Source organism: Pantoea sp. X-Soil-OKNW-713 (assembly GCF_059730685.1).
Window position 1 is genome coordinate 3636900 of sequence record NZ_AP035995.1, and the last position, 18548, is coordinate 3655447.

Here is an 18548-nt window from a genome sequence, read left to right on the forward strand (position 1 = left end):
CCCCCGTGCAACGCCTTATGCTTTCCGCCATGAAAACGCCCCGCCTGCCCATCGCCATACAACAAGCCGTGATGCGCTCACTGCGCCAGTTCCTGCAACTGGCAAATGAGCGGCTGAAACGCAGCTATCCCGAACCGAAACTGATTTATCAACAACGTGGTACAGCGGCAGGCACCGCCTGGCTGGAGAAGTGGGAAATCCGTCTCAACCCGGTGTTGTTGCTGGAAAATCAACAGGCGTTTATCGACGAAGTGGTGCCGCACGAACTGGCACATCTGCTGGTATGGAAAACCTTCGGTCGCGTTGCCCCACACGGCAAAGAGTGGAAATGGATGATGGAGGAAGTGCTGGGTGTACCCGCACGCCGCACGCATCAATTCGAAATCGACTCGGTGCGCAGCCGTACCTTTGCCTACCGTTGCCGTTGCCAGCAACATCAACTCACCGTGCGCCGTCATAACCGCGTGGTGCGTGGCGAAAGTGAATATCGCTGCGTACATTGCGGTACGATATTGCAACCTGGTGAATTTTCAGCAAGTTAGTCGGTAATCTCATTTCACCGCCGGGCGCATTCTGCTAACCTGCCGCCTTTTTTCGCATCGGGTTAAGTTTGGAATATGTCTCGCAAAATTATTATCGCCCTGACCTTGTTAGTCGCTCCGCTGAGTGCCTGGAGCCTCAACCTCAATAATTACCATCAGAATAACTTCCAGCAGGCCAAAGAATACGCGGCCTCAATCAATGCCGATGCGCCCGGCAGTTTCTACTGTGGCTGCAAAATCAACTGGCAGGGCAAGAAAGGCGTACCTGACCTCAGCAGCTGTGGCTATAACGTGCGTAAAAATGCTAACCGCGCAGCCCGCATCGAATGGGAACATGTGATGCCTGCCTGGGAGTTCGGCCATCAGCGCCAGTGCTGGCAAAACGGTGGACGTAAAAATTGCAGCAAAGATACCGATTACCGCCGCATTGAGAGCGATCTGCACAACCTTGAGCCGGCAATAGGTGAAGTGAATGGCGATCGTGGCAACTTCCAGTACAGCCAGTGGAACGGTGGTGAACAGCCCTACGGCCAGTGCAGCATGAAGATCGATTTCAAACAGAAACTGGCGCAGCCACCGGAGCGCGCCCGTGGAGCCATTGCCCGCACCTACTTTTATATGCGCGATCAATACAAACTGAGCCTGTCACGTCAGCAAACACAGCTGTTTACCGCGTGGGATAAGCAATATCCGGTGACGCCGTGGGAGTGCGAACGCGATCAACGCATCGCCAAAGTGCAGGGCAATCATAATCCTTATGTGCTTCAGGCTTGCCAGCGCTAAAACCGCTACCCTACACTAGCTGCTTTCCGATTGAGCCGTGCCGCTGGCACGGCATTAACGCTGGCAGGAACCGCATGCGTATACCTCGCATTTTTCACCCCGAACCCCTTACTGTGAACAGTGAGGTCTTCCTTGATGAAGACGCCGCCAATCACGTCGGACGCGTGCTGCGTATGAACGCAGGCCAGCGGCTAGAGCTGTTTGATGGCAGTAATCTGACTTTTGCCGCCGAAATCACCCAGGCTGATAAAAAGCGTGTAAAAGTAAGAGTCCTTGACAGTCAACAGGATGATCGCGAATCACCGCTGCATCTGCACCTTGGACAGGTGATGTCGCGCGGTGAAAAAATGGAATTCACCATCCAGAAATCCATCGAACTTGGCGTCAATGTCATTACGCCCTTGTTTTCTGAACGCTGTGGCGTAAAGCTGGATGCTGAGCGTCTGGCAAAAAAAATCCAGCAATGGCAAAAAATTGCAATTGCCGCCTGCGAGCAGTGCGGCCGTAATCGCGTGCCGGAGATTCGCGAAGCGATGACGCTGGAAGCCTGGTGCAGTGAAGCCGATGAAGGGCTAAAACTGAATTTACACCCGCGCGCCAGCCACAGTATCAACACGCTGCCCCACCCTGTTGAGCGCATCCGCCTGCTGATTGGTCCTGAAGGCGGTCTGTCGACAGAGGAGATTGCCATGACGGCACAGCACGGTTTCACTGATATTCTGTTGGGACCACGCGTGTTACGCACCGAAACCACCGCTCTCACCGCCATTACGGCACTTCAGGTGAGGTTTGGCGACCTCGGTTAAGGGATACTTTCGGGTTGTATAAAGACGCCAGCGTTAACATGGCGTCCTGACTAAGCAGGGGTAGTGAGTTCCCCCCTTTGAGGAGAGAATAATGATTAAGCTTGGCATCGTTATGGACCCGATTTCGTCCATCAACATTAAAAAAGACACCAGCTTCGCCATGTTGCTGGAAGCGCAGCGCCGTGGTTACGAAATTCATTACATGGAGATGAACGATCTCTCCCTGCGTGGCGGTGTGACGTACGCACGCACGCGCCTGCTCAGCGTCGAGCAAAACTACGATAAATGGTATGAATTTGGCAGCGAGCAAGAGATCAAACTGGCCGATCTCAATGTGGTGCTGATGCGTAAAGATCCGCCGTTCGATACCGAATTTATCTATGCCACCTACCTGCTGGAACGTGCTGAAGAGCAAGGTACGCTGATCGTCAACAAGCCGCAGAGCCTGCGTGACTGCAACGAAAAACTCTACACCGCGTGGTTTGCCGATCTCACCCCCGACACGCTGGTGACGCGCAGCAAAGAGAAATTACGCGCCTTCTGGCAGGAGCACGGCGATGTGATCCTCAAACCGCTGGATGGCATGGGTGGTGCATCGATCTTCCGCGTGAAACAGGATGATCCTAACTTCGGCGTTATCACCGAAACCCTGACCAATCACGGGCAGAACTTCTGCATGGCGCAAAACTACCTGCCAGCCATTAAAGATGGCGACAAACGTGTGTTGGTGGTTGACGGTGAACCCGTCCCTTACTGCCTGGCGCGAATTCCGCAAGGTGGCGAAACCCGTGGTAACCTGGCAGCGGGTGGCCGTGGCGAAGCTCGTCCCCTGAGCGACAGCGACTGGGAGATTGCCCGTCGCGTTGGGCCGACGCTTAAAGCAAAAGGGCTGATTTTTGTCGGTCTTGACATCATCGGTGATAAACTGACGGAAGTGAATGTGACCAGCCCGACCTGCGTGCGTGAAATTGAAGCCGCCTTCCCAATCTCCATCACCGGTATGCTGATGGATGCCATTGAGAAACGTCTGGGCTAAGGATGCCATCGGAGCCAAGGCTCCGTGAATATCTCCAATACCGGCATTGCCGCAGCAATGCCGGTTATTTTTGGTATACGAGTGAGAATGAATTTACAGCATCATTTTTTGATTGCGATGCCATCCCTGCAAGATCCCTTCTTCAAGCGCTCGGTCGTGTACATTTGCGAGCATAACGAAGATGGTGCTATGGGCTTGATTATTAATAAGCCGATGGAGAATCTGACGGTCGAAGGCATCCTTAAAAAGCTCAAAATCAGCCCATCAGATCGCGATCCAGCTATCAGGCTGGATAAACCGGTATTCGCTGGCGGCCCGCTGGCGGAGGATCGTGGCTTTATTCTGCATTCTGCACAACGCGTCTACTCCTCCAGCATTCGTATTTCAGACACCACCGTGATCACCACCTCAAGAGATGTGCTGGAAGCGATTGGTAGCAGCTCTCAACCAGAACATGTGCTGGTAGCGCTGGGGTACTGCGCCTGGGAAAAAGATCAGCTCGAAAACGAATTGCTGGAAAACGCCTGGCTCACCACACCAGCATCCAGCACCATTCTGTTCCAGACGCCGATCGCGGAACGTTGGCGTGAAGCCGCGAAATGCCTGGGTGTGGATATCCACAATATGACTAACGATGCAGGACACGCCTGATGGCCAGTGAAACGCTGCTGGGCTTTGATTTCGGCACCAAAAGTATTGGCGTTGCTGTCGGACAGCAACTGACAGGCACCGCCCGCGCGCTGGCGGCGCTTAAAGCGCAGGATGGTACGCCGGACTGGAACCTGATCGAGCGGTTACTAAAAGAATGGCAGCCCGACTACGTGGTGGTAGGTCTGCCGCTCAATATGGATGGCAGCGAACAGGAACTGACCGCGCGCGCACGTAAGTTTGCCAACCGCCTGCATGGTCGTTTTGGGGTGCGTGTTGAGTTGCAGGATGAACGCCTCAGTACCGTTGAAGCTCGTGCCGGTTTGTTCGAACGTGGTGGCTACCGCGCGCTGCAAAAAGGCGCGGTCGATTCGCAATCGGCCGTCATCATCCTCGAAGATTGGTTCGACACCCACTGATCGTTCAAATCAGCCCTGCCTGCTGTCGCGCCAGCTCGCTCTGGGCGAAGGTTTGCATTCCGGCCTGTGCGCCGGTTTGCAGTACTCCCGGCAACTGATGCATTTTCCCTTCGCGAATCAGGTTAGCTACCGCAGGCGTCGCCACCAGCACTTCAAACAATCCCACCCGCCCTCCCTGCTTTGCCGGCACCAGCCGCTGCGCCAGCACCGCTTTCAGGCTCCCTGCCAGTTGACTGCGCACCAGGTTTTTTTCCTCGGCGGGAAACACGTCCACCAACCGGTCCACTGCCTGAGTCGCACCACGCGTATGCAAGGTTGCCAGCACCAGATGGCCAGTCTCAGCCGCCGTTAATGCCAGGCGGATAGTTTCGCTATCGCGCAGTTCACCTAACAGAATCACATCCGGGTCCTCGCGCAGCGCCGCCTTCAGTCCCTGACGGAACGAAGCACAGTGCGCCCCAACTTCACGCTGTTGAATCAGCGAACTCAGGCTGTGATGAATAAACTCGATGGGATCTTCCAGCGTGAGAATGTGGCGTGACTGTGCACGGTTCAGGCTATCGACCAGCGCCGCCAGTGTGGTGGATTTGCCACTGCCGGTTGCACCGGTGATGAGAATCAATCCCTCCTCCAGCAGAAGCAATTGCTCAACAACCGGCGGCAACCCCAGGCTGTCGATTGCCGGTACCTGACTGGCAATCAACCGCAAGGCCAGGGACAAACCGTGCCGTTGGAGAAACAGATTGGCGCGCAGTCGCACGCCACTTGCCAATGTGATGGCAAAATCGACGTGCCCCTCTGCTTCCAGCGCCGTCTGCTGCGCGGTATCCAGCCACTGCATCATAAAGGCTTCCAGCCAGGCCGGTTCCAGTGCGGATTGCTCCGGGATGGGCTCCAGCACCCCTTGCCGTCGCCAGTGTGGCAAATGTCCGCTGCAAAGGTGCAGATCGGCGGCGTTATGCTTTACACTAAGGGCCACAACTTTATCCAAATCCATAGAAATTCTCCTGACTATGACTTCCATTGAGCACAACTTACAGCAAGTACGCGAGCGTATCGCCGCTGCTGCCGCGCGTTGCGGACGCGCTCCAGAAGAAATTACGCTGCTTGCAGTGAGTAAAACCAAACCTGTGAGTGCGGTCGAAGAAGCCATTGCTGCCGGACAGCGGGCGTTTGGCGAAAATTACGTGCAGGAAGGGGTTGAAAAAGTCACCACGCTGGCCGCACATCCTGAACTGCAATGGCACTTCATTGGCCCATTGCAATCGAACAAAAGTCGCCAGGTGGCGGAGCATTTTGACTGGTGCCATACCGTGGATCGTCAGCGCATTGCGCAACGTCTTAATGACCAGCGCCCGGCGCACCTGCCGCCACTTAATGTGTTAATTCAGGTAAATATCAGTGACGAGAACAGCAAATCTGGCATCATGCTGGAGGCGCTTCCGACGTTGGCACAGGAGATTTCTGCCTTGCCGCAGCTACGTTTGCGCGGCCTGATGGCGATTCCGGCACCGGAACAGGATTATGATCGCCAGTTGGCGGTCTGCCAGCAAATGGCTGCCGCGTTTCGCGCGCTGCAACAGAATTACCCTGACGTCGATACGCTTTCTCTGGGAATGAGCGACGACATGGAAGCGGCCATCGCCGCTGGCAGTACTATGGTGCGCATCGGCACCGCCGTATTTGGCGCGCGGGATTATGCGCGCACTTCACAACAATAATTGAGGAACCTCATGTTAACAATGACGTTTTTAGTCAAAACGCTGATCGACCTGTACGTGATGGTCTTGCTGCTGCGCATCTGGATGCAGTGGTCACGCTGTGACTTCTACAACCCGCTGTCGCAGTTTGTCGTGAAGATTACCCAGCCAATTATCAAACCACTGCGCCGCGTATTACCAGCATTAGGGCCGATTGATACCGCCTCGTTACTGCTGGCGTTTGTGCTGACCACCCTGAAATACCCGATTCTGCTGTTGATTCAGGTAGGCGTGTTCTCGGTAGATCCAACCAACCTGTTGGTTGGCCTGTTATCACTGCTGAAGTCAGCCGGTTATCTGGTGTTCTGGGTAATTATCATTCGTTCACTGATGAGCTGGATCAGCCAGGGCCGCGGTCCCATTGATTATGTGCTGATCCAACTGACTGAACCGCTGATGGCACCGATTCGTCGCATTTTGCCAGCTATGGGTGGTATCGATTTTTCTGCCATGATTGTCATTCTGGTGCTGTATGCGCTGAATTTCCTCGGCATGGACCTGTTCCCGGGTCTTTGGTATTTGCTGTAATTCGTTAATCTGGAACTGTTATGCAAAAAGTTGTTCTCGCCACCGGTAATCCGGGCAAAGTTCGTGAACTGGCCGACCTGCTGGCGGCCTTTGGTCTGGATATCGTGGCGCAAACCGAGTTGGGCGTAGAGTCAGCGGATGAAACCGGTCTGACTTTTATTGAAAACGCCATTCTCAAAGCCCGCCATGCCGCGCAAATCACCGGCCTGCCTGCGATTGCCGACGACTCCGGTCTGGCGGTCGACGCCCTCGGCGGCGCGCCGGGTATCTACTCTGCCCGCTATGCCGGTCTCGATGCCAGCGATCAGCAGAACCTCGACAAACTGCTGATTACGCTGGAAAACGTGCCAGACGGCGAACGTCAGGCGCAGTTCCACTGCGTGCTGGTTTACGTGCGTCACGCGGCCGACCCTACGCCTCTGGTATTCCACGGTAGCTGGGCCGGTGAAATCACGCGTGCTGCCGCGGGTGCAGGCGGTTTTGGCTATGACCCGATTTTCTATGTACCCGAATTAGGCAAAACGGCGGCTGAGCTGAGTAAAGATGAAAAGCGCGCTGTTTCTCACCGTGGCAAAGCATTGACGCTGTTACTGGATGCGATGCGCAATGCCTGATTTACCACCGTTAAGCCTGTACATCCACATTCCGTGGTGTGTACAAAAATGTCCCTACTGTGATTTCAACTCCCACGCATTGAAAGGCGAGGTGCCGCACATCGAGTATGTGCAGCACCTGCTGAACGATCTTGAGCAGGATTTACCGCTGACCAGCGGGCGCGAAGTCCGTACCATCTTTATTGGTGGTGGTACGCCAAGTCTGTTAAGCAGCAACGCGATGCAAATGTTGATGGATGGCGTACGTGCGCGGCTACCGCTGGCGGCCGATGCCGAAATCACCATGGAAGCCAACCCTGGTACGGTAGAAGCCGACCGCTTCAGCGGTTATCAGCAAGCCGGGATTAACCGAATTTCAATTGGTGTGCAGAGTTTCAGTCCGCAAAAACTGGAGCGTCTCGGACGTATTCACGGTCCGGAAGAAGCAAAACGCGCGGCACATCTTGCCGCCGGTCTTGGGTTACGCAGCTTCAACCTCGATTTGATGCACGGTCTGCCAGACCAGTCGTTGGAAGAAGCGCTCGACGATCTGCGCCAGGCGATTGCCTTAAATCCACCTCATCTGTCGTGGTATCAGCTGACCATTGAGCCAAATACGTTGTTTGGCTCACGCCCGCCAGTGCTGCCGGATGATGACGCGCTGTGGGATATCTTCGAACAAGGCCATCAGTTGCTGACCGCCGCGGGTTATCAGCAATATGAAACTTCGGCCTATGCGAAGCCCGGCTATCGCTGTGAGCATAACCTCAACTACTGGCGCTTCGGTGATTACCTCGGTATTGGTTGTGGTGCGCATGGCAAACTGACACAGCCGGATGGCCGCATTGTCCGTACCGTAAAAACCCGTCATCCGCGTGGTTTTATGAAGGGTAATTACCTCGATAAACAGCATGATGTCGCAGATGCCGACAAACCGTTTGAGTTCTTTATGAACCGTTTCCGTCTGCTGGAAGCGGCACCGCGCGCCGATTTCCGCCGCTACACCGGGTTGGATGAGGCAGTGATTCGCCCACAGATCGATGCAGCGATCGCAGCAGGATATGTGCAGGAAACGGAGCAACATTGGCAGATTACGGAGAAAGGTAAATTGTTCCTGAACTCGCTGCTGGAGTTGTTCTTAGCTGAAGAGTAGCCCCGACTTAATGGCGCGATTTATCGCGCGTGTTTAAAAACGCGTGATAAATCAGCCTCTCTCGGTATTTTGTCGCAGCTGAAGCAGGTTGGTGTTAATCAGCGCGATATTCACTTCGCACGGCGTACCATCATCCAGATAGACGGTTTCACTGATCTCCAGCACGGCATCGTTCTCTTTCAAATTCAGCAGATTAAGCTGATCAGCATCGGTTAAGTTGATAGCGCTCAGGTTCTGATCCCTGCGCTGCACTTTCTTCCCGGTGAGCTGTTCAATATACGAGTATTTGGAGATCTCCAGCTTGCTGAATTCCATGCTGCTAAACATGGTGACCGGCAAATGAATATGTTCCAGCGCCACCGGAATATCATCAAAGCACATTAAACGGACGATTTTATACACCTGATCGCTGTTCTTAATGCGTAACGACTGTGCCATATCTGGCGTTGGCACCTTCATGATGCTGACGGTGATAACTTTTCTGACGCCCTTAAAACCTTTTTTCTGTGCCTGATAATCAAAAGGTGACAGCGCATGAAAACGGCCAGAATGGTTACTTTTGCCAATCGAGCCAACAAACAGACCTGAGCCTTTCACCCGGTAAATTCGCTGCTGTTCAATCAAAATTCTGGTTGCTTCGCGCACCGTCGCGCGGGTGATGCCGATGTTCTTGGCTATCGCGATTTCGGTGTCGAGCTTATCGCCAGGTAGAAGCCCATCCTCTTTGATTTTGCGGAGGATGTAATCGACAACCTCTTTCTGCTTCTCAGTAATGCCATCGACCATCAACGTTGTTCCCGATAAGTGTAAGACCCGACAACCGCGAGCCATCAGTGCACATGTATGCCTGAGTTTATTTTCTTCGCACCAGCCTGACCGTATGAGGATGTGATCCAGTTAACGAATTTGCACTCCCGCTCAGGGTGTCCAGCCAGATTTGAATCTTACATATTGTATCTGTACACGTCCAGGTGCATCATCAAGATGACTAGACACATTAAACATGTATAGACTTAATCAGGCAACCAGAAAACCCGATTGATATAAAATAAAAATCAGGATGCCTGCATAACAAATCAAATCAACATGATGATATTTATCATTATTTATTTAGATGCTGTGACTTCCCAGCCGAAAGCAGGTTGACGGTGGGAACCTCTTCACGCATCACGACAGGGTGCCACACCAGGGGCAGCCACCGGGAAGTGACTGGACATCTTTACCACCGACCCAGCGATGACAGTCAGGATTTCTGCATAAAACAGCGCTAAAGCGAGATCAGTTCATGGTAAATAGAGAGTTAGCAAACGCGATTCGATTTCTGAGCATTGATGCGATCCAGCAAGCCAATTCAGGACATCCTGGCGCGCCAATGGGAATGGCGGATATTGCCGAAGTGGTATGGCGTCACCACTTACGCCACAACCCCAAAAACCCACAGTGGTTCAACCGCGATCGCTACGTTCAGTCCAACGGACACGGCTCCATGCTGCTTTATTCCTTGCTGCATCTGACTGGCTATGATGTGACCATTGAAGACATCCGTCAGTTTCGCCAGTTGCATTCCCGTACGCCAGGACACCCCGAATACGGTTATACACCCGGCGTAGAAACCACCACCGGCCCACTTGGCCAGGGCGTGGCGAATGCCGTCGGGATGGCGATTGCCGAAAAAGGGCTGGCGGCACAGTTCAATAAACCGGATTTCGCGCTGGTCGATCATTACACCTGGCTGTTTTTAGGCGATGGCTGCCTGATGGAAGGGATCTCCCATGAGGCATGTGGCCTGGCAGGCACTTTGCAACTCGGCAAACTGATTGCCGTCTGGGACGACAATGGCATCTCGATTGATGGTCATGTGGAAGGTTGGTTCTCGGAAGATACCGCCGCCCGCTTCCGCGCTTATGGCTGGCATGTGATTGAAGGCATCGACGGACATGATGCAGCGGCAGTGGATGCCGCGGTGCGTGAAGCCAAAGCCGTCACCGACAAACCCAGCCTGCTATGTTGCAAAACCATCATTGGTTTTGGTTCACCGAATAAAGCCAACAGCCACGATTGCCACGGCTCAGCCCTTGGCAGCACAGAAGTCGCGTTGGTGCGTGAAGCCCTGAACTGGCCGCATGCGCCTTTTGAAATTCCCGCTGCCATATACCAGGCCTGGGATGCAACCGAGCAGGGTGGAAAAAACCAGCAAGAGTGGGATCACCTGTTTGCCGCTTATCAACAGCGCTGGCCGGAGCTGGCGGCGGAATTTAGCCGCCGTATGCAGGGTGAGCTGCCTGCCAACTGGGCACAGGACATGGACAGCTACATCGCCGGATTGCAGGCAACGCCAGCTAATCTTGCTACGCGTCAGGTCAGCCAAAAGTGCCTGAACCATTTTGCCGATTTACTGCCGGAACTGCTGGGTGGATCAGCGGATTTGTCACCCTCAAACCTGACCCGCCAGCAAACCTCTGTCGATTTCAGCGCTGAAAACCCGGCGGGAAATTACATCTCATACGGTGTGCGTGAATTCGGTATGTCAGCCATCATGAATGGCCTTGCGCTGCATGGTGGTTTTATCCCCTACGGCGGCACTTTCCTGATGTTTATGGAGTACGCACGCAATGCGGTGCGTATGGCGGCGCTGATGAAAATCCGTTCGGTCTTCGTCTATAGCCACGACACCATCGGTTTGGGCGAAGATGGCCCAACCCACCAACCGGTGGAACAATTAGCCTCGCTGCGACTGACACCCAATATGGAAACCTGGCGTGGCTGCGACCAGGTTGAGGTCGCGGTGGCATGGCGTCAGGCGATTGAACGCCAAAACGGACCAACCGCGCTGATCCTTACCCGACAACCGCTTGAGCAGCAACCGCGTTCGGCGGCCCAGGTGGCGGATATTTCCCGTGGTGGTTATGTCCTTGTCGATTGTGATGGCAAGCCCGAGTTGTTGCTGATCTCATCCGGTTCAGAAATCGAGTTGGTGGTTGCCGCCGCCAAAGTGCTGCGCGAAGAAGGCCGCAAAGTGCGGGTAGTTTCCCTGCCCTGTACCGAGCGTTTCGATCAACAGGACGAACAATATAAAGAATCGGTACTACCGAAAGACGTGCGCCAACGTCTGGCGGTGGAAGCCAGCATCGAAGGATTCTGGCAGCGGTATACCGGTCTGGATGGGAAAGTGATTGGCATGAAATCATTTGGTGAGTCAGCACCGGCCAACGTCCTGTTCAAACATTTTGGCTTTACGGTGGAGAATGTACTTGAGACCGCCCGTAGCCTGCTGAAGTAAACACCGAACACGACTTTAATTCAGGATATAACTATGTCGAATCTGTCAAAGTGGCTGAATGAGGAAAAGATCCAATACCTGGAAAATGTCTCTGACTGGAAAGAGGCAATTCAGGTTGCAGGACGCCCACTGCTGAATGAAGGCGCCATTTCTCAGCAATATATTGATGTCATCATTCAGCAAAAAGAGGACATTGGTCCCTACTTTGTTATCGCACCACGTATCGCTATGCCCCACGCGCGCCCTGAACAGGGAGCGCAAAAACTGGGGTTATCGATTGTCAAACTGGGCCATGCCGTTAAATTCGATGCGGATGAAAATGATCCGGTTGATGCTATTTTTATGTTCTCAGCACCGGACAGTAACAGCCATATTGAAATGATTTCGCAACTGGCTGAAGTCCTTTCCGATGACGAGACGATGGGGCGATTATTCAACGCAGGTAGTAAAGAAGAATTGAGCGCCATTTTACTGGCAGATAAGGCTGTTAATTAAGAAATCCATTCAGAATACGAATCAAGAGGTGTTATATGAAAATTATGGCGGTTTGTGGCTCAGGCCTGGGAAGCAGTTTTATGATGGAAATGAACATTAAAAAAGTTCTTAAAGCCATCGAAATCACAGCGGATGTCGAACATTCCGATCTGGGTTCAGTTACCCCGGATGTTGCTGATGTTTTTGTGATGGGTAAAGACATTGCCTACAGTGCGAACCTCCCTGAGGACAAAGTCATCATCATCAATAACATCATTGACATTAAAGAGCTTGAGCTAAAGATCCGCGAATATTTTAATAAAGCCTGACTCAACCTTCTCTACCCTTAATAATTCAGGTTGCAACCAGGGTATATGCAACCTGAAAAAATAGAACGCTTACCGCTGAGGTTAATATGTTTATCCAAAACCTTTTATTGGTAGTTGTCGACGTGCTGAAAGTGCCTTCAATCCTCGTAGGGTTAGTGGCTTTATTTGGTCTGGTCGCGCAAAGAAAACCGTTCCCGGATGTGATTAAAGGCACGGTAAAAACGATTCTGGGCTTCTTAGTACTGGCAGGTGGTGCCTCTGTACTGGTTGGTTCACTGACGCCACTCGGTGATATCTTCAAGCAGGCATTTGATGTACAGGGAATTATCCCTAACAACGAAGCGATGGTTTCCATTGCACTGGAAAAATACGGCGCGCCCACCACGCTGATTATGGCGTTTGGTATGGTGGCGAATATTGTGGTTGCCCGCTTTACCCGCCTGAAATATATCTACCTTTCCGGTCATGTGACATTTTACATGGCCTGTATGGTGGCAATTATTCTGTCGGTGGCCGGCTTCGAAGGTGTCCAGCTTATTTACACCGGCTCACTGGCACTCGGCATGTTGATGGCATTTTTCCCGGCGCTGGCTCAGCCGCATATGCGTAAAATCATCGGCCATGACCAGGTCGCGTTAGCCCATACCGGCACGGTGGGTTACGTGTTGTCTGGCTGGATTGGTTCATTAGTCGGTAAAGGTTCAAAATCTACCGAAGAGATGAACATGCCAAAAAACCTGAGTTTTTTGCGTGACAGCACCATCTCTATTTCCCTGACGATGATGATTATCTATTTTATTCTGTCCGTTTCTGCGGGCAAAGAGTATGTGGAAAGCCATTTCAGTCATGGTCAGAACTATCTGGTCTACTCATTCGTGCAGGCAATCACCTTCGCGGCTGGCGTATTTATTATTCTGCAAGGCGTTCGTTTAATTCTGGCAGAAATCGTCCCGGCGTTTACCGGTTTCTCTGAGAAGCTGGTACCAAATGCACGCCCGGCACTCGACTGTCCGATTGTATTCCCTTACGCGCCGAATGCGGTACTGGTTGGCTTTATTTCCAGCTTCGTTGGGGGTCTGGTTGGATTATTTATCCTCGGCCAGCTGAAATGGGTATTAATTCTGCCAGGCGTAGTGCCTCACTTCTTCTGCGGTGCCACCGCCGGGGTATTCGGTAATGCGACCGGAGGCAAACGTGGTGCAATGCTCGGTGCGTTCGCACATGGTGTATTAATTACCTTCCTGCCGGTAGCGCTGTTACCAGTACTGGGCGCGTTGGGATTAACCAACACCACCTTCTCGGATACCGACTTTGGTGTCACCGGGATCATCCTCGGCAATATGGCCCGATATATGGACAAGGGCACCATCACTATGGTGATTACCGGGATTTTCGCTCTGCTGGTTATTTATAACTTTGCCACCAGCAATAAGGCCGTGGCAAAAGAAGTGAAAGGCGAATAAAACTTATCACTGAAAAGTAGCGGCGCGATTTATCGTGCAGTGTCGGAAAAAACCGTGCGATAAATCGCGCCGCTACGAAATTAACCTTTAAAACCTTGTACCAGGCCTTTACGCTGCCCTTCCAGATCCGTCACACGATTACATACTTCATGACCAAAATTCTGGAAATCCTGCTCCTGCTTGTTCCACTCGGTTTGAATCGACTGTTGTAAACCACCAAGATTGCCCATCAGCGCCTGCAATGGGTTATTGCCGCCGCCTGTCTGCTGGCTACCCATCTCGTTCAGGCTGTCCTGTAAGATGCCGCCCATAGTGCTTTGCACCAGCTTTTCACCGTCGGCACGCACCTGATCAATGGCCTGATGATGGAAAGTCAGACCATCATTGCGATGTTCGATAATGCGGTTCATCTGCTGCTTAAGCTGACCATCCAGCTTAGTAAGACGATTACGCACGTTGCTGTTTGGCCCCAGCTTCTCGACAATCACCTGATCCAACGCAACGCGGCTACGCTCCAGTCGTGTGCTGGCACCTTGATCGATCCAGGGCAAGTCACGGCGCAACGCATTTTGATAGTTGATCGCTTTCTGGCGCGTCGCGTTATCAACGCTAACTTTCTGACCATTGAACTGCACGTCACCCTGCGGCGAGATTTCGAGGTTGCCGTTCTCTCCCACCACCTGCACGCTCTGCGGCTTAATAATCACATCATCTTGTGGCTTAACGCTGCATTCATAAGCAGCCTGAGCCTGTGTCGCCGCCAGCAATAATGCGGCGAGAAGCGCTTTACGAACCATGAAATCTCCTGCGTCCATTTGCGGAACCGTAGCGGCGCGATCTATCGCGCACGGAACTGCGCGAAAATCGCGCCGCTACGGGGTGTACCGATAAGTACCGTCTACAGGATTCTTAGTCCCACCACACATCAAAGAGTTCAGTCACCTGCACGTCTGTCAGGCCACGATCCTGTAACCATTTGCGAACCAGTTCACGATGCTCATCGGTGCACTTGCCAGTTTGTTGCAGGCACACCAGCCCTTCCCAGACCAGGTAACCGCTACCATCGTAAGCCAGACCATTTGGATCAATCACTTCATTGATGAAAGCATCCAACGTGCTGTCAATTTGCTCCTCGCTGGTACCTTCGGCAAAACGCCAGGCAACGGAGAAACCCAGTTCCTGAAACTCATCAATATGCAATTTTTTACGTAAACGACGGCTGCGCTGTGTGGCCATTTATTTCACCCTCTCAAACATCAGATCCCAAACGCCGTGGCCCAGTCGCTGCCCGCGTTGCTCAAATTTGGTTAACGGACGCGTCTCCGGACGCGGCACGTAATCATGACTTGCAGACAGGTTTTGATAACCCTGAATGCTGCTCATTACTTCCAGCATGTGCTGGGCGTAGGCTTCCCAGTCGGTCGCCATATGGAAGACACCGCCCAACTTCAGCTTACGCATGACCAGCTCAGCAAACGGTACCTGAACGATACGACGTTTGTTGTGGCGCGCTTTATGCCAGGGGTCCGGGAAGAACAACTGCACCATGCGCAACGAGTTATCTGGAATCATCTTCTCCAGCACTTCAACGGCGTCGTGACACATCACGCGCAGGTTTTCCACGCCCGCTTCTTTTGCTGAACCCAGACACGCACCAACACCTGGCGCATGAACTTCAATGCCGAGGAAGTTCTGATGCGGGTTATTTTTCGCCATCGTCACTAACGAGGCCCCCATACCAAAACCAATTTCCAGCACCAGCGGCGCATCGCGGCCGAACAGCGCGGTCAAATCCAGCGGTTCCGGCTGATACTCGACGCCCATCTCCGGCCAGTATTGATCGAGTGCCAGCTGCTGCCCTTTGGTTAAGCGCCCCTGGCGGCGCACAAAACTGCGGATACGGCGCAATGGCCGCCCGTTCTCATCAAATTCTGGGGTGATGACGTCATTAATCATGTCAAAGCCTGTTGATTAGCGTGTTCAGGGAAACGCGCATTATGCAAAGTTCAATAGCAGAAGCAAGCCTTTGCAAACTTCCGGTTTACACCCTGATGTCTCTATGCTGGAATTCCTGCCTGAGTGTAGAGTAACCACGGAAAATTTCCTTCTTATGATGCAAGCGCCGCAGTTCGCGCAACAGGTGCTGGACTGGTATCAGCGCTTTGGTCGCAAAACCCTGCCCTGGCAGCAGGAGAAAACGCCCTACAAAGTATGGCTCTCCGAAGTGATGTTGCAGCAGACCCAGGTTGCCACCGTCATTCCCTATTTTGAACGCTTTATGGCGCGCTTCCCCACGGTTGCCGATCTGGCGGCTGCGCCACTGGATGAGGTGCTGCATCTGTGGACCGGTCTGGGCTATTACGCCCGTGCGCGTAACCTGCACAAAGCGGCAAAGCAGGTGGTGGATAAGCACGCTGGTGAGTTCCCGCGTAACTTTGATGACGTGGCCGCGTTACCGGGTGTTGGCCGCTCAACCGCGGGGGCGATATTGTCGCTGTCGCTGGGACTGCACTTCCCCATCCTCGATGGCAACGTTAAACGCGTGCTGGCGCGCTGCTACGCTGTAGCAGGCTGGCCGGGGAAAAAGGAAGTCGAGAAGCGGCTATGGCAACTGAGCGAAGAAGTAACGCCAGCACAGGGCGTCAGCCAGTTTAATCAGGCGATGATGGATCTCGGCGCGTTAGTGTGTACCCGCTCACGTCCGAAGTGTGAGATTTGCCCGCTTAGCAGCGGCTGTGTCGCATATGCCAATGCCAGTTGGGCCAACTATCCCGGCAAAAAACCTAAGCAGACGCTGCCCGAACGCAGTGGCTGGTTTCTGATGATGCAACACGGTGATGATGTCTGGCTGGAACAACGCCCACCCGTGGGCCTGTGGGGCGGCCTGTTCTGCTTCCCGCAATTCACCACCGAACAGGCGATGACCGACTGGCTGGCAGAACGTGGTATTCACGCCAGACCGCAGCAGCTCACTGCATTCCGCCATACTTTCAGCCATTTCCATCTGGATATTGTGCCTATGTGGCTGGCATGGCCTTCGTCCGGGTCGCTGATGGATGAAGCAGGCGGTCTCTGGTATAACTTAGCGCAACCACCGTCAGTGGGTCTGGCTGCGCCGGTCGAGCGCCTGTTGCATGAACTGCGACATCCCCAGCAACTGGCACTGCATACGCGAGTGACCGAAGAGGAAGAGTAATGAGCCGCACTATTTTTTGTACTTATCTGCAACGCGACGCTGAAGGTCAGGACTTTCAGCTCTATCCTGGCGAGCTGGGTAAGCGCATCTACAACGAAATCTCCAAAGAGGCCTGGCAGCAATGGATGGCCAAGCAGACCATGCTGATCAACGAGAAAAAACTCAACATGATGAACCCAGGCGATCGCAAAGTGCTGGAACAGGAGATGGTGAATTTCCTGTTTGAAGGCAAAGATGTGCACATTGAAGGTTACACACCGCCGGAAAAATAAACTTTCTGGGCCTCACCTTGAGGCCCTTTTCAGGTCAGGCTTGCATTAACAATGAATAAAAAATTGATCGCCCTGCTGGCAATCGCACCGCTTTTGGTTTCCTGCTCCGGACACAAACAAGGGCAATATCACGAAGAGTGGGTTAAGGACACCAACGGTTTCGACATTCTGATGGGTCAGTTCGCCCATAACATTGAAAATATTTGGGGAATCAATGAGGTTCTGATCGCAGGCCCCAAAGATTACGTCAAATATAGCGACAACTATTACACCCGCAGCCATATCAACTTTGATAGCGGTAGCATTACCATTGAAACCATTTCCGGCACCGATCCGATGGCGAGCCTGCGTCAGGCGATCATCACCACGCTGTTGATGGGTGATGAACCGGGTAATGTGGATCTCTATTCAGATGCCAACGATATTCAGATCAGTAAAGAGCCGATGCTGTATGGCCAGGTGCTGGACAACACCGGCCAGGCCATTCGTTGGCAGGGCCGTGCTGGTAACTTTGCTGACTACCTGATTCAGAACAAACTGCAAAAACGCACCTCTGGCTTGCATGTTATCTGGTCGGTGACCATCCCGATGGTGCCGAACCATCTCGACAAGCGTGCGCACAAATACCTGCCAATGGTACGCAAAGCCGCAGAAGAGTATGGCGTGGATGCATCGTTGATTCTGGCAATTATGCAGACCGAATCGAGCTTCAACCCCTATGCGGTGAGTAATTCTGATGCGCTGGGACTGATGCAGGTGGTGCAACATACCGCCGGGGTTGATGTGTTCCGCATGAAGGGCAAATGGGGTAAACCCAGCCGTAGTTATCTGCTTGATCCGGAGAACAACATTGATGCCGGTACGGCCTATCTGTCGTTGTTGCAGAACACCTATCTGGGTGGAATCCAGGACCCGGTTTCACGGCGTTATGCAGTGATTACCGCTTATAATGGCGGCGCGGGCAGCGTGTTGCGAGTGTTCTCCAGCGATAAAGATCGCGCGTTTGCGATGATTAATGGTATGTCGCCGGGGCAGGTATATCAGACGCTCACCACCAACCATCCATCAGCGGAATCACGTCGTTATCTGTACAAGGTGAACAGCGCCCAGCGCAGTTATCACCGTTATTAAGTGCGGTCAGTTCCCTCACCCCAGCCCTCTCCCGCAAGACGGGAGAGGGAGCAGATCGAGCAGACTTCTCACGCTTACGGCAGAGGGCGAAGATTCAGCATATTGCACATCTCCTTCTCCCGCTTGCGGGAGAAG

22 protein-coding genes are annotated in these 18548 nt (G+C 53.1%); 17 read left to right on the forward strand and 5 right to left on the reverse strand.

The features are described from left to right. The first annotated feature begins 29 nt into the window (after positions 1–29). The 6 genes from AC6I8R_RS16920 (at position 30) to ruvX (ending at position 4234) form a co-directional block, all read left to right on the forward strand. Complete coding sequence (locus AC6I8R_RS16920) at positions 30–542, forward strand: SprT family zinc-dependent metalloprotease (RefSeq protein ID WP_152521918.1); 513 nt, start codon at positions 30–32, stop codon at positions 540–542. A gap of 75 nt (positions 543–617) precedes the next feature. Next, positions 618–1325 (forward strand): deoxyribonuclease I, encoded by a 708-nt coding sequence (endA, locus tag AC6I8R_RS16925; protein WP_415173734.1) that lies wholly within the window; start codon positions 618–620, stop codon positions 1323–1325. A 74-nt stretch (positions 1326–1399) separates the two neighbouring features. After that, a complete protein-coding gene (gene rsmE / locus AC6I8R_RS16930) occupies positions 1400–2131 on the forward strand; it encodes a 16S rRNA (uracil(1498)-N(3))-methyltransferase (RefSeq protein ID WP_036627824.1) in 732 nt (243 codons plus the stop codon). 91 nt (positions 2132–2222) lie between these two features. Continuing rightward, a complete protein-coding gene (gshB, locus tag AC6I8R_RS16935) occupies positions 2223–3167 on the forward strand; it encodes a glutathione synthase (protein ID WP_013510368.1) in 945 nt (314 codons plus the stop codon). An 87-nt stretch (positions 3168–3254) separates the two neighbouring features. Further along, a complete protein-coding gene (locus AC6I8R_RS16940) occupies positions 3255–3818 on the forward strand; it encodes a YqgE/AlgH family protein (protein WP_208723660.1) in 564 nt (187 codons plus the stop codon). Beyond that, complete coding sequence (gene ruvX / locus AC6I8R_RS16945) at positions 3818–4234, forward strand: Holliday junction resolvase RuvX (protein ID WP_021186202.1); 417 nt, start codon at positions 3818–3820, stop codon at positions 4232–4234. Before AC6I8R_RS16940 ends, ruvX begins: the two co-directional genes overlap by 1 nt. Positions 4235–4238: 4 nt before the next feature. Here ruvX and AC6I8R_RS16950 read toward each other — a convergent pair whose 3' ends face one another. Next, positions 4239–5231: a type IV pilus twitching motility protein PilT gene (locus AC6I8R_RS16950; RefSeq protein WP_415173733.1), complete on the reverse strand. Its 993-nt coding sequence runs from the start codon at positions 5229–5231 to the stop codon at positions 4239–4241. Between the two features lie 16 nt (positions 5232–5247). Here AC6I8R_RS16950 and AC6I8R_RS16955 point away from each other — a divergent pair, with 16 nt between their 5' ends. Genes AC6I8R_RS16955 through hemW form a run of 4 tightly spaced genes read left to right on the forward strand, consistent with a single transcriptional unit; the run spans position 5248 to position 8268 of the window. Beyond that, positions 5248–5955, forward strand: a complete 708-nt coding sequence (locus AC6I8R_RS16955; protein ID WP_415173732.1) for a YggS family pyridoxal phosphate-dependent enzyme — start codon at positions 5248–5250, stop codon at positions 5953–5955. A 12-nt stretch (positions 5956–5967) separates the two neighbouring features. Continuing rightward, complete coding sequence (locus tag AC6I8R_RS16960; protein WP_021186199.1) at positions 5968–6522, forward strand: YggT family protein; 555 nt, start codon at positions 5968–5970, stop codon at positions 6520–6522. 20 nt (positions 6523–6542) lie between these two features. Next, positions 6543–7136 (forward strand): XTP/dITP diphosphatase, encoded by a 594-nt coding sequence (locus tag AC6I8R_RS16965; RefSeq protein ID WP_021186198.1) that lies wholly within the window; start codon positions 6543–6545, stop codon positions 7134–7136. Further along, positions 7129–8268: a radical SAM family heme chaperone HemW gene (gene hemW, locus AC6I8R_RS16970; RefSeq protein ID WP_415173731.1), complete on the forward strand. Its 1140-nt coding sequence runs from the start codon at positions 7129–7131 to the stop codon at positions 8266–8268. Before AC6I8R_RS16965 ends, hemW begins: the two co-directional genes overlap by 8 nt. A gap of 51 nt (positions 8269–8319) precedes the next feature. Here hemW and AC6I8R_RS16975 read toward each other — a convergent pair whose 3' ends face one another. Beyond that, positions 8320–9054, reverse strand: coding sequence for a GntR family transcriptional regulator (locus tag AC6I8R_RS16975; protein WP_021186196.1), 735 nt, complete (start codon positions 9052–9054; stop codon positions 8320–8322). Positions 9055–9553: 499 nt separating this feature from the next. On the opposite strand from AC6I8R_RS16975, the gene tkt reads away from it, so the two are divergent. From tkt to ulaA, 4 genes are all read left to right on the forward strand, one after another. Further along, complete coding sequence (gene tkt, locus AC6I8R_RS16980; protein ID WP_497832608.1) at positions 9554–11548, forward strand: transketolase; 1995 nt, start codon at positions 9554–9556, stop codon at positions 11546–11548. A 33-nt stretch (positions 11549–11581) separates the two neighbouring features. Beyond that, positions 11582–12043, forward strand: coding sequence for a PTS sugar transporter subunit IIA (locus tag AC6I8R_RS16985; protein ID WP_021186194.1), 462 nt, complete (start codon positions 11582–11584; stop codon positions 12041–12043). A gap of 35 nt (positions 12044–12078) precedes the next feature. Further along, positions 12079–12351: a PTS sugar transporter subunit IIB gene (locus AC6I8R_RS16990; protein WP_021186193.1), complete on the forward strand. Its 273-nt coding sequence runs from the start codon at positions 12079–12081 to the stop codon at positions 12349–12351. An 86-nt stretch (positions 12352–12437) separates the two neighbouring features. Further along, a complete protein-coding gene (gene ulaA, locus AC6I8R_RS16995; protein WP_021186192.1) occupies positions 12438–13814 on the forward strand; it encodes a PTS ascorbate transporter subunit IIC in 1377 nt (458 codons plus the stop codon). A gap of 80 nt (positions 13815–13894) precedes the next feature. Here ulaA and AC6I8R_RS17000 read toward each other — a convergent pair whose 3' ends face one another. The 3 genes from AC6I8R_RS17000 to trmB all read right to left on the reverse strand — a co-directional run bounded on the left by AC6I8R_RS17000 (position 13895) and on the right by trmB (position 15770). Next, on the reverse strand, positions 13895–14611 hold the full coding sequence (locus tag AC6I8R_RS17000) for a YggN family protein (protein WP_208723654.1): 717 nt from the start codon (positions 14609–14611) through the stop codon (positions 13895–13897). 112 nt (positions 14612–14723) lie between these two features. Continuing rightward, positions 14724–15050, reverse strand: a complete 327-nt coding sequence (locus tag AC6I8R_RS17005; protein WP_021186190.1) for a YggL family protein — start codon at positions 15048–15050, stop codon at positions 14724–14726. Then, positions 15051–15770: a tRNA (guanosine(46)-N7)-methyltransferase TrmB gene (gene trmB, locus AC6I8R_RS17010; RefSeq protein ID WP_021186189.1), complete on the reverse strand. Its 720-nt coding sequence runs from the start codon at positions 15768–15770 to the stop codon at positions 15051–15053. Between the two features lie 154 nt (positions 15771–15924). On the opposite strand from trmB, the gene mutY reads away from it, so the two are divergent. Genes mutY through mltC form a run of 3 tightly spaced genes read left to right on the forward strand, consistent with a single transcriptional unit; the run spans position 15925 to position 18413 of the window. After that, on the forward strand, positions 15925–17010 hold the full coding sequence (mutY, locus tag AC6I8R_RS17015) for an A/G-specific adenine glycosylase (RefSeq protein ID WP_415173756.1): 1086 nt from the start codon (positions 15925–15927) through the stop codon (positions 17008–17010). Then, positions 17010–17282: an oxidative damage protection protein gene (locus AC6I8R_RS17020; protein ID WP_021186187.1), complete on the forward strand. Its 273-nt coding sequence runs from the start codon at positions 17010–17012 to the stop codon at positions 17280–17282. The genes mutY and AC6I8R_RS17020 overlap by 1 nt, the downstream gene beginning before the upstream one ends. 51 nt (positions 17283–17333) lie before the next feature. Next, a complete protein-coding gene (gene mltC / locus AC6I8R_RS17025) occupies positions 17334–18413 on the forward strand; it encodes a membrane-bound lytic murein transglycosylase MltC (protein WP_021186186.1) in 1080 nt (359 codons plus the stop codon). Positions 18414–18548 lie beyond the last annotated feature (135 nt).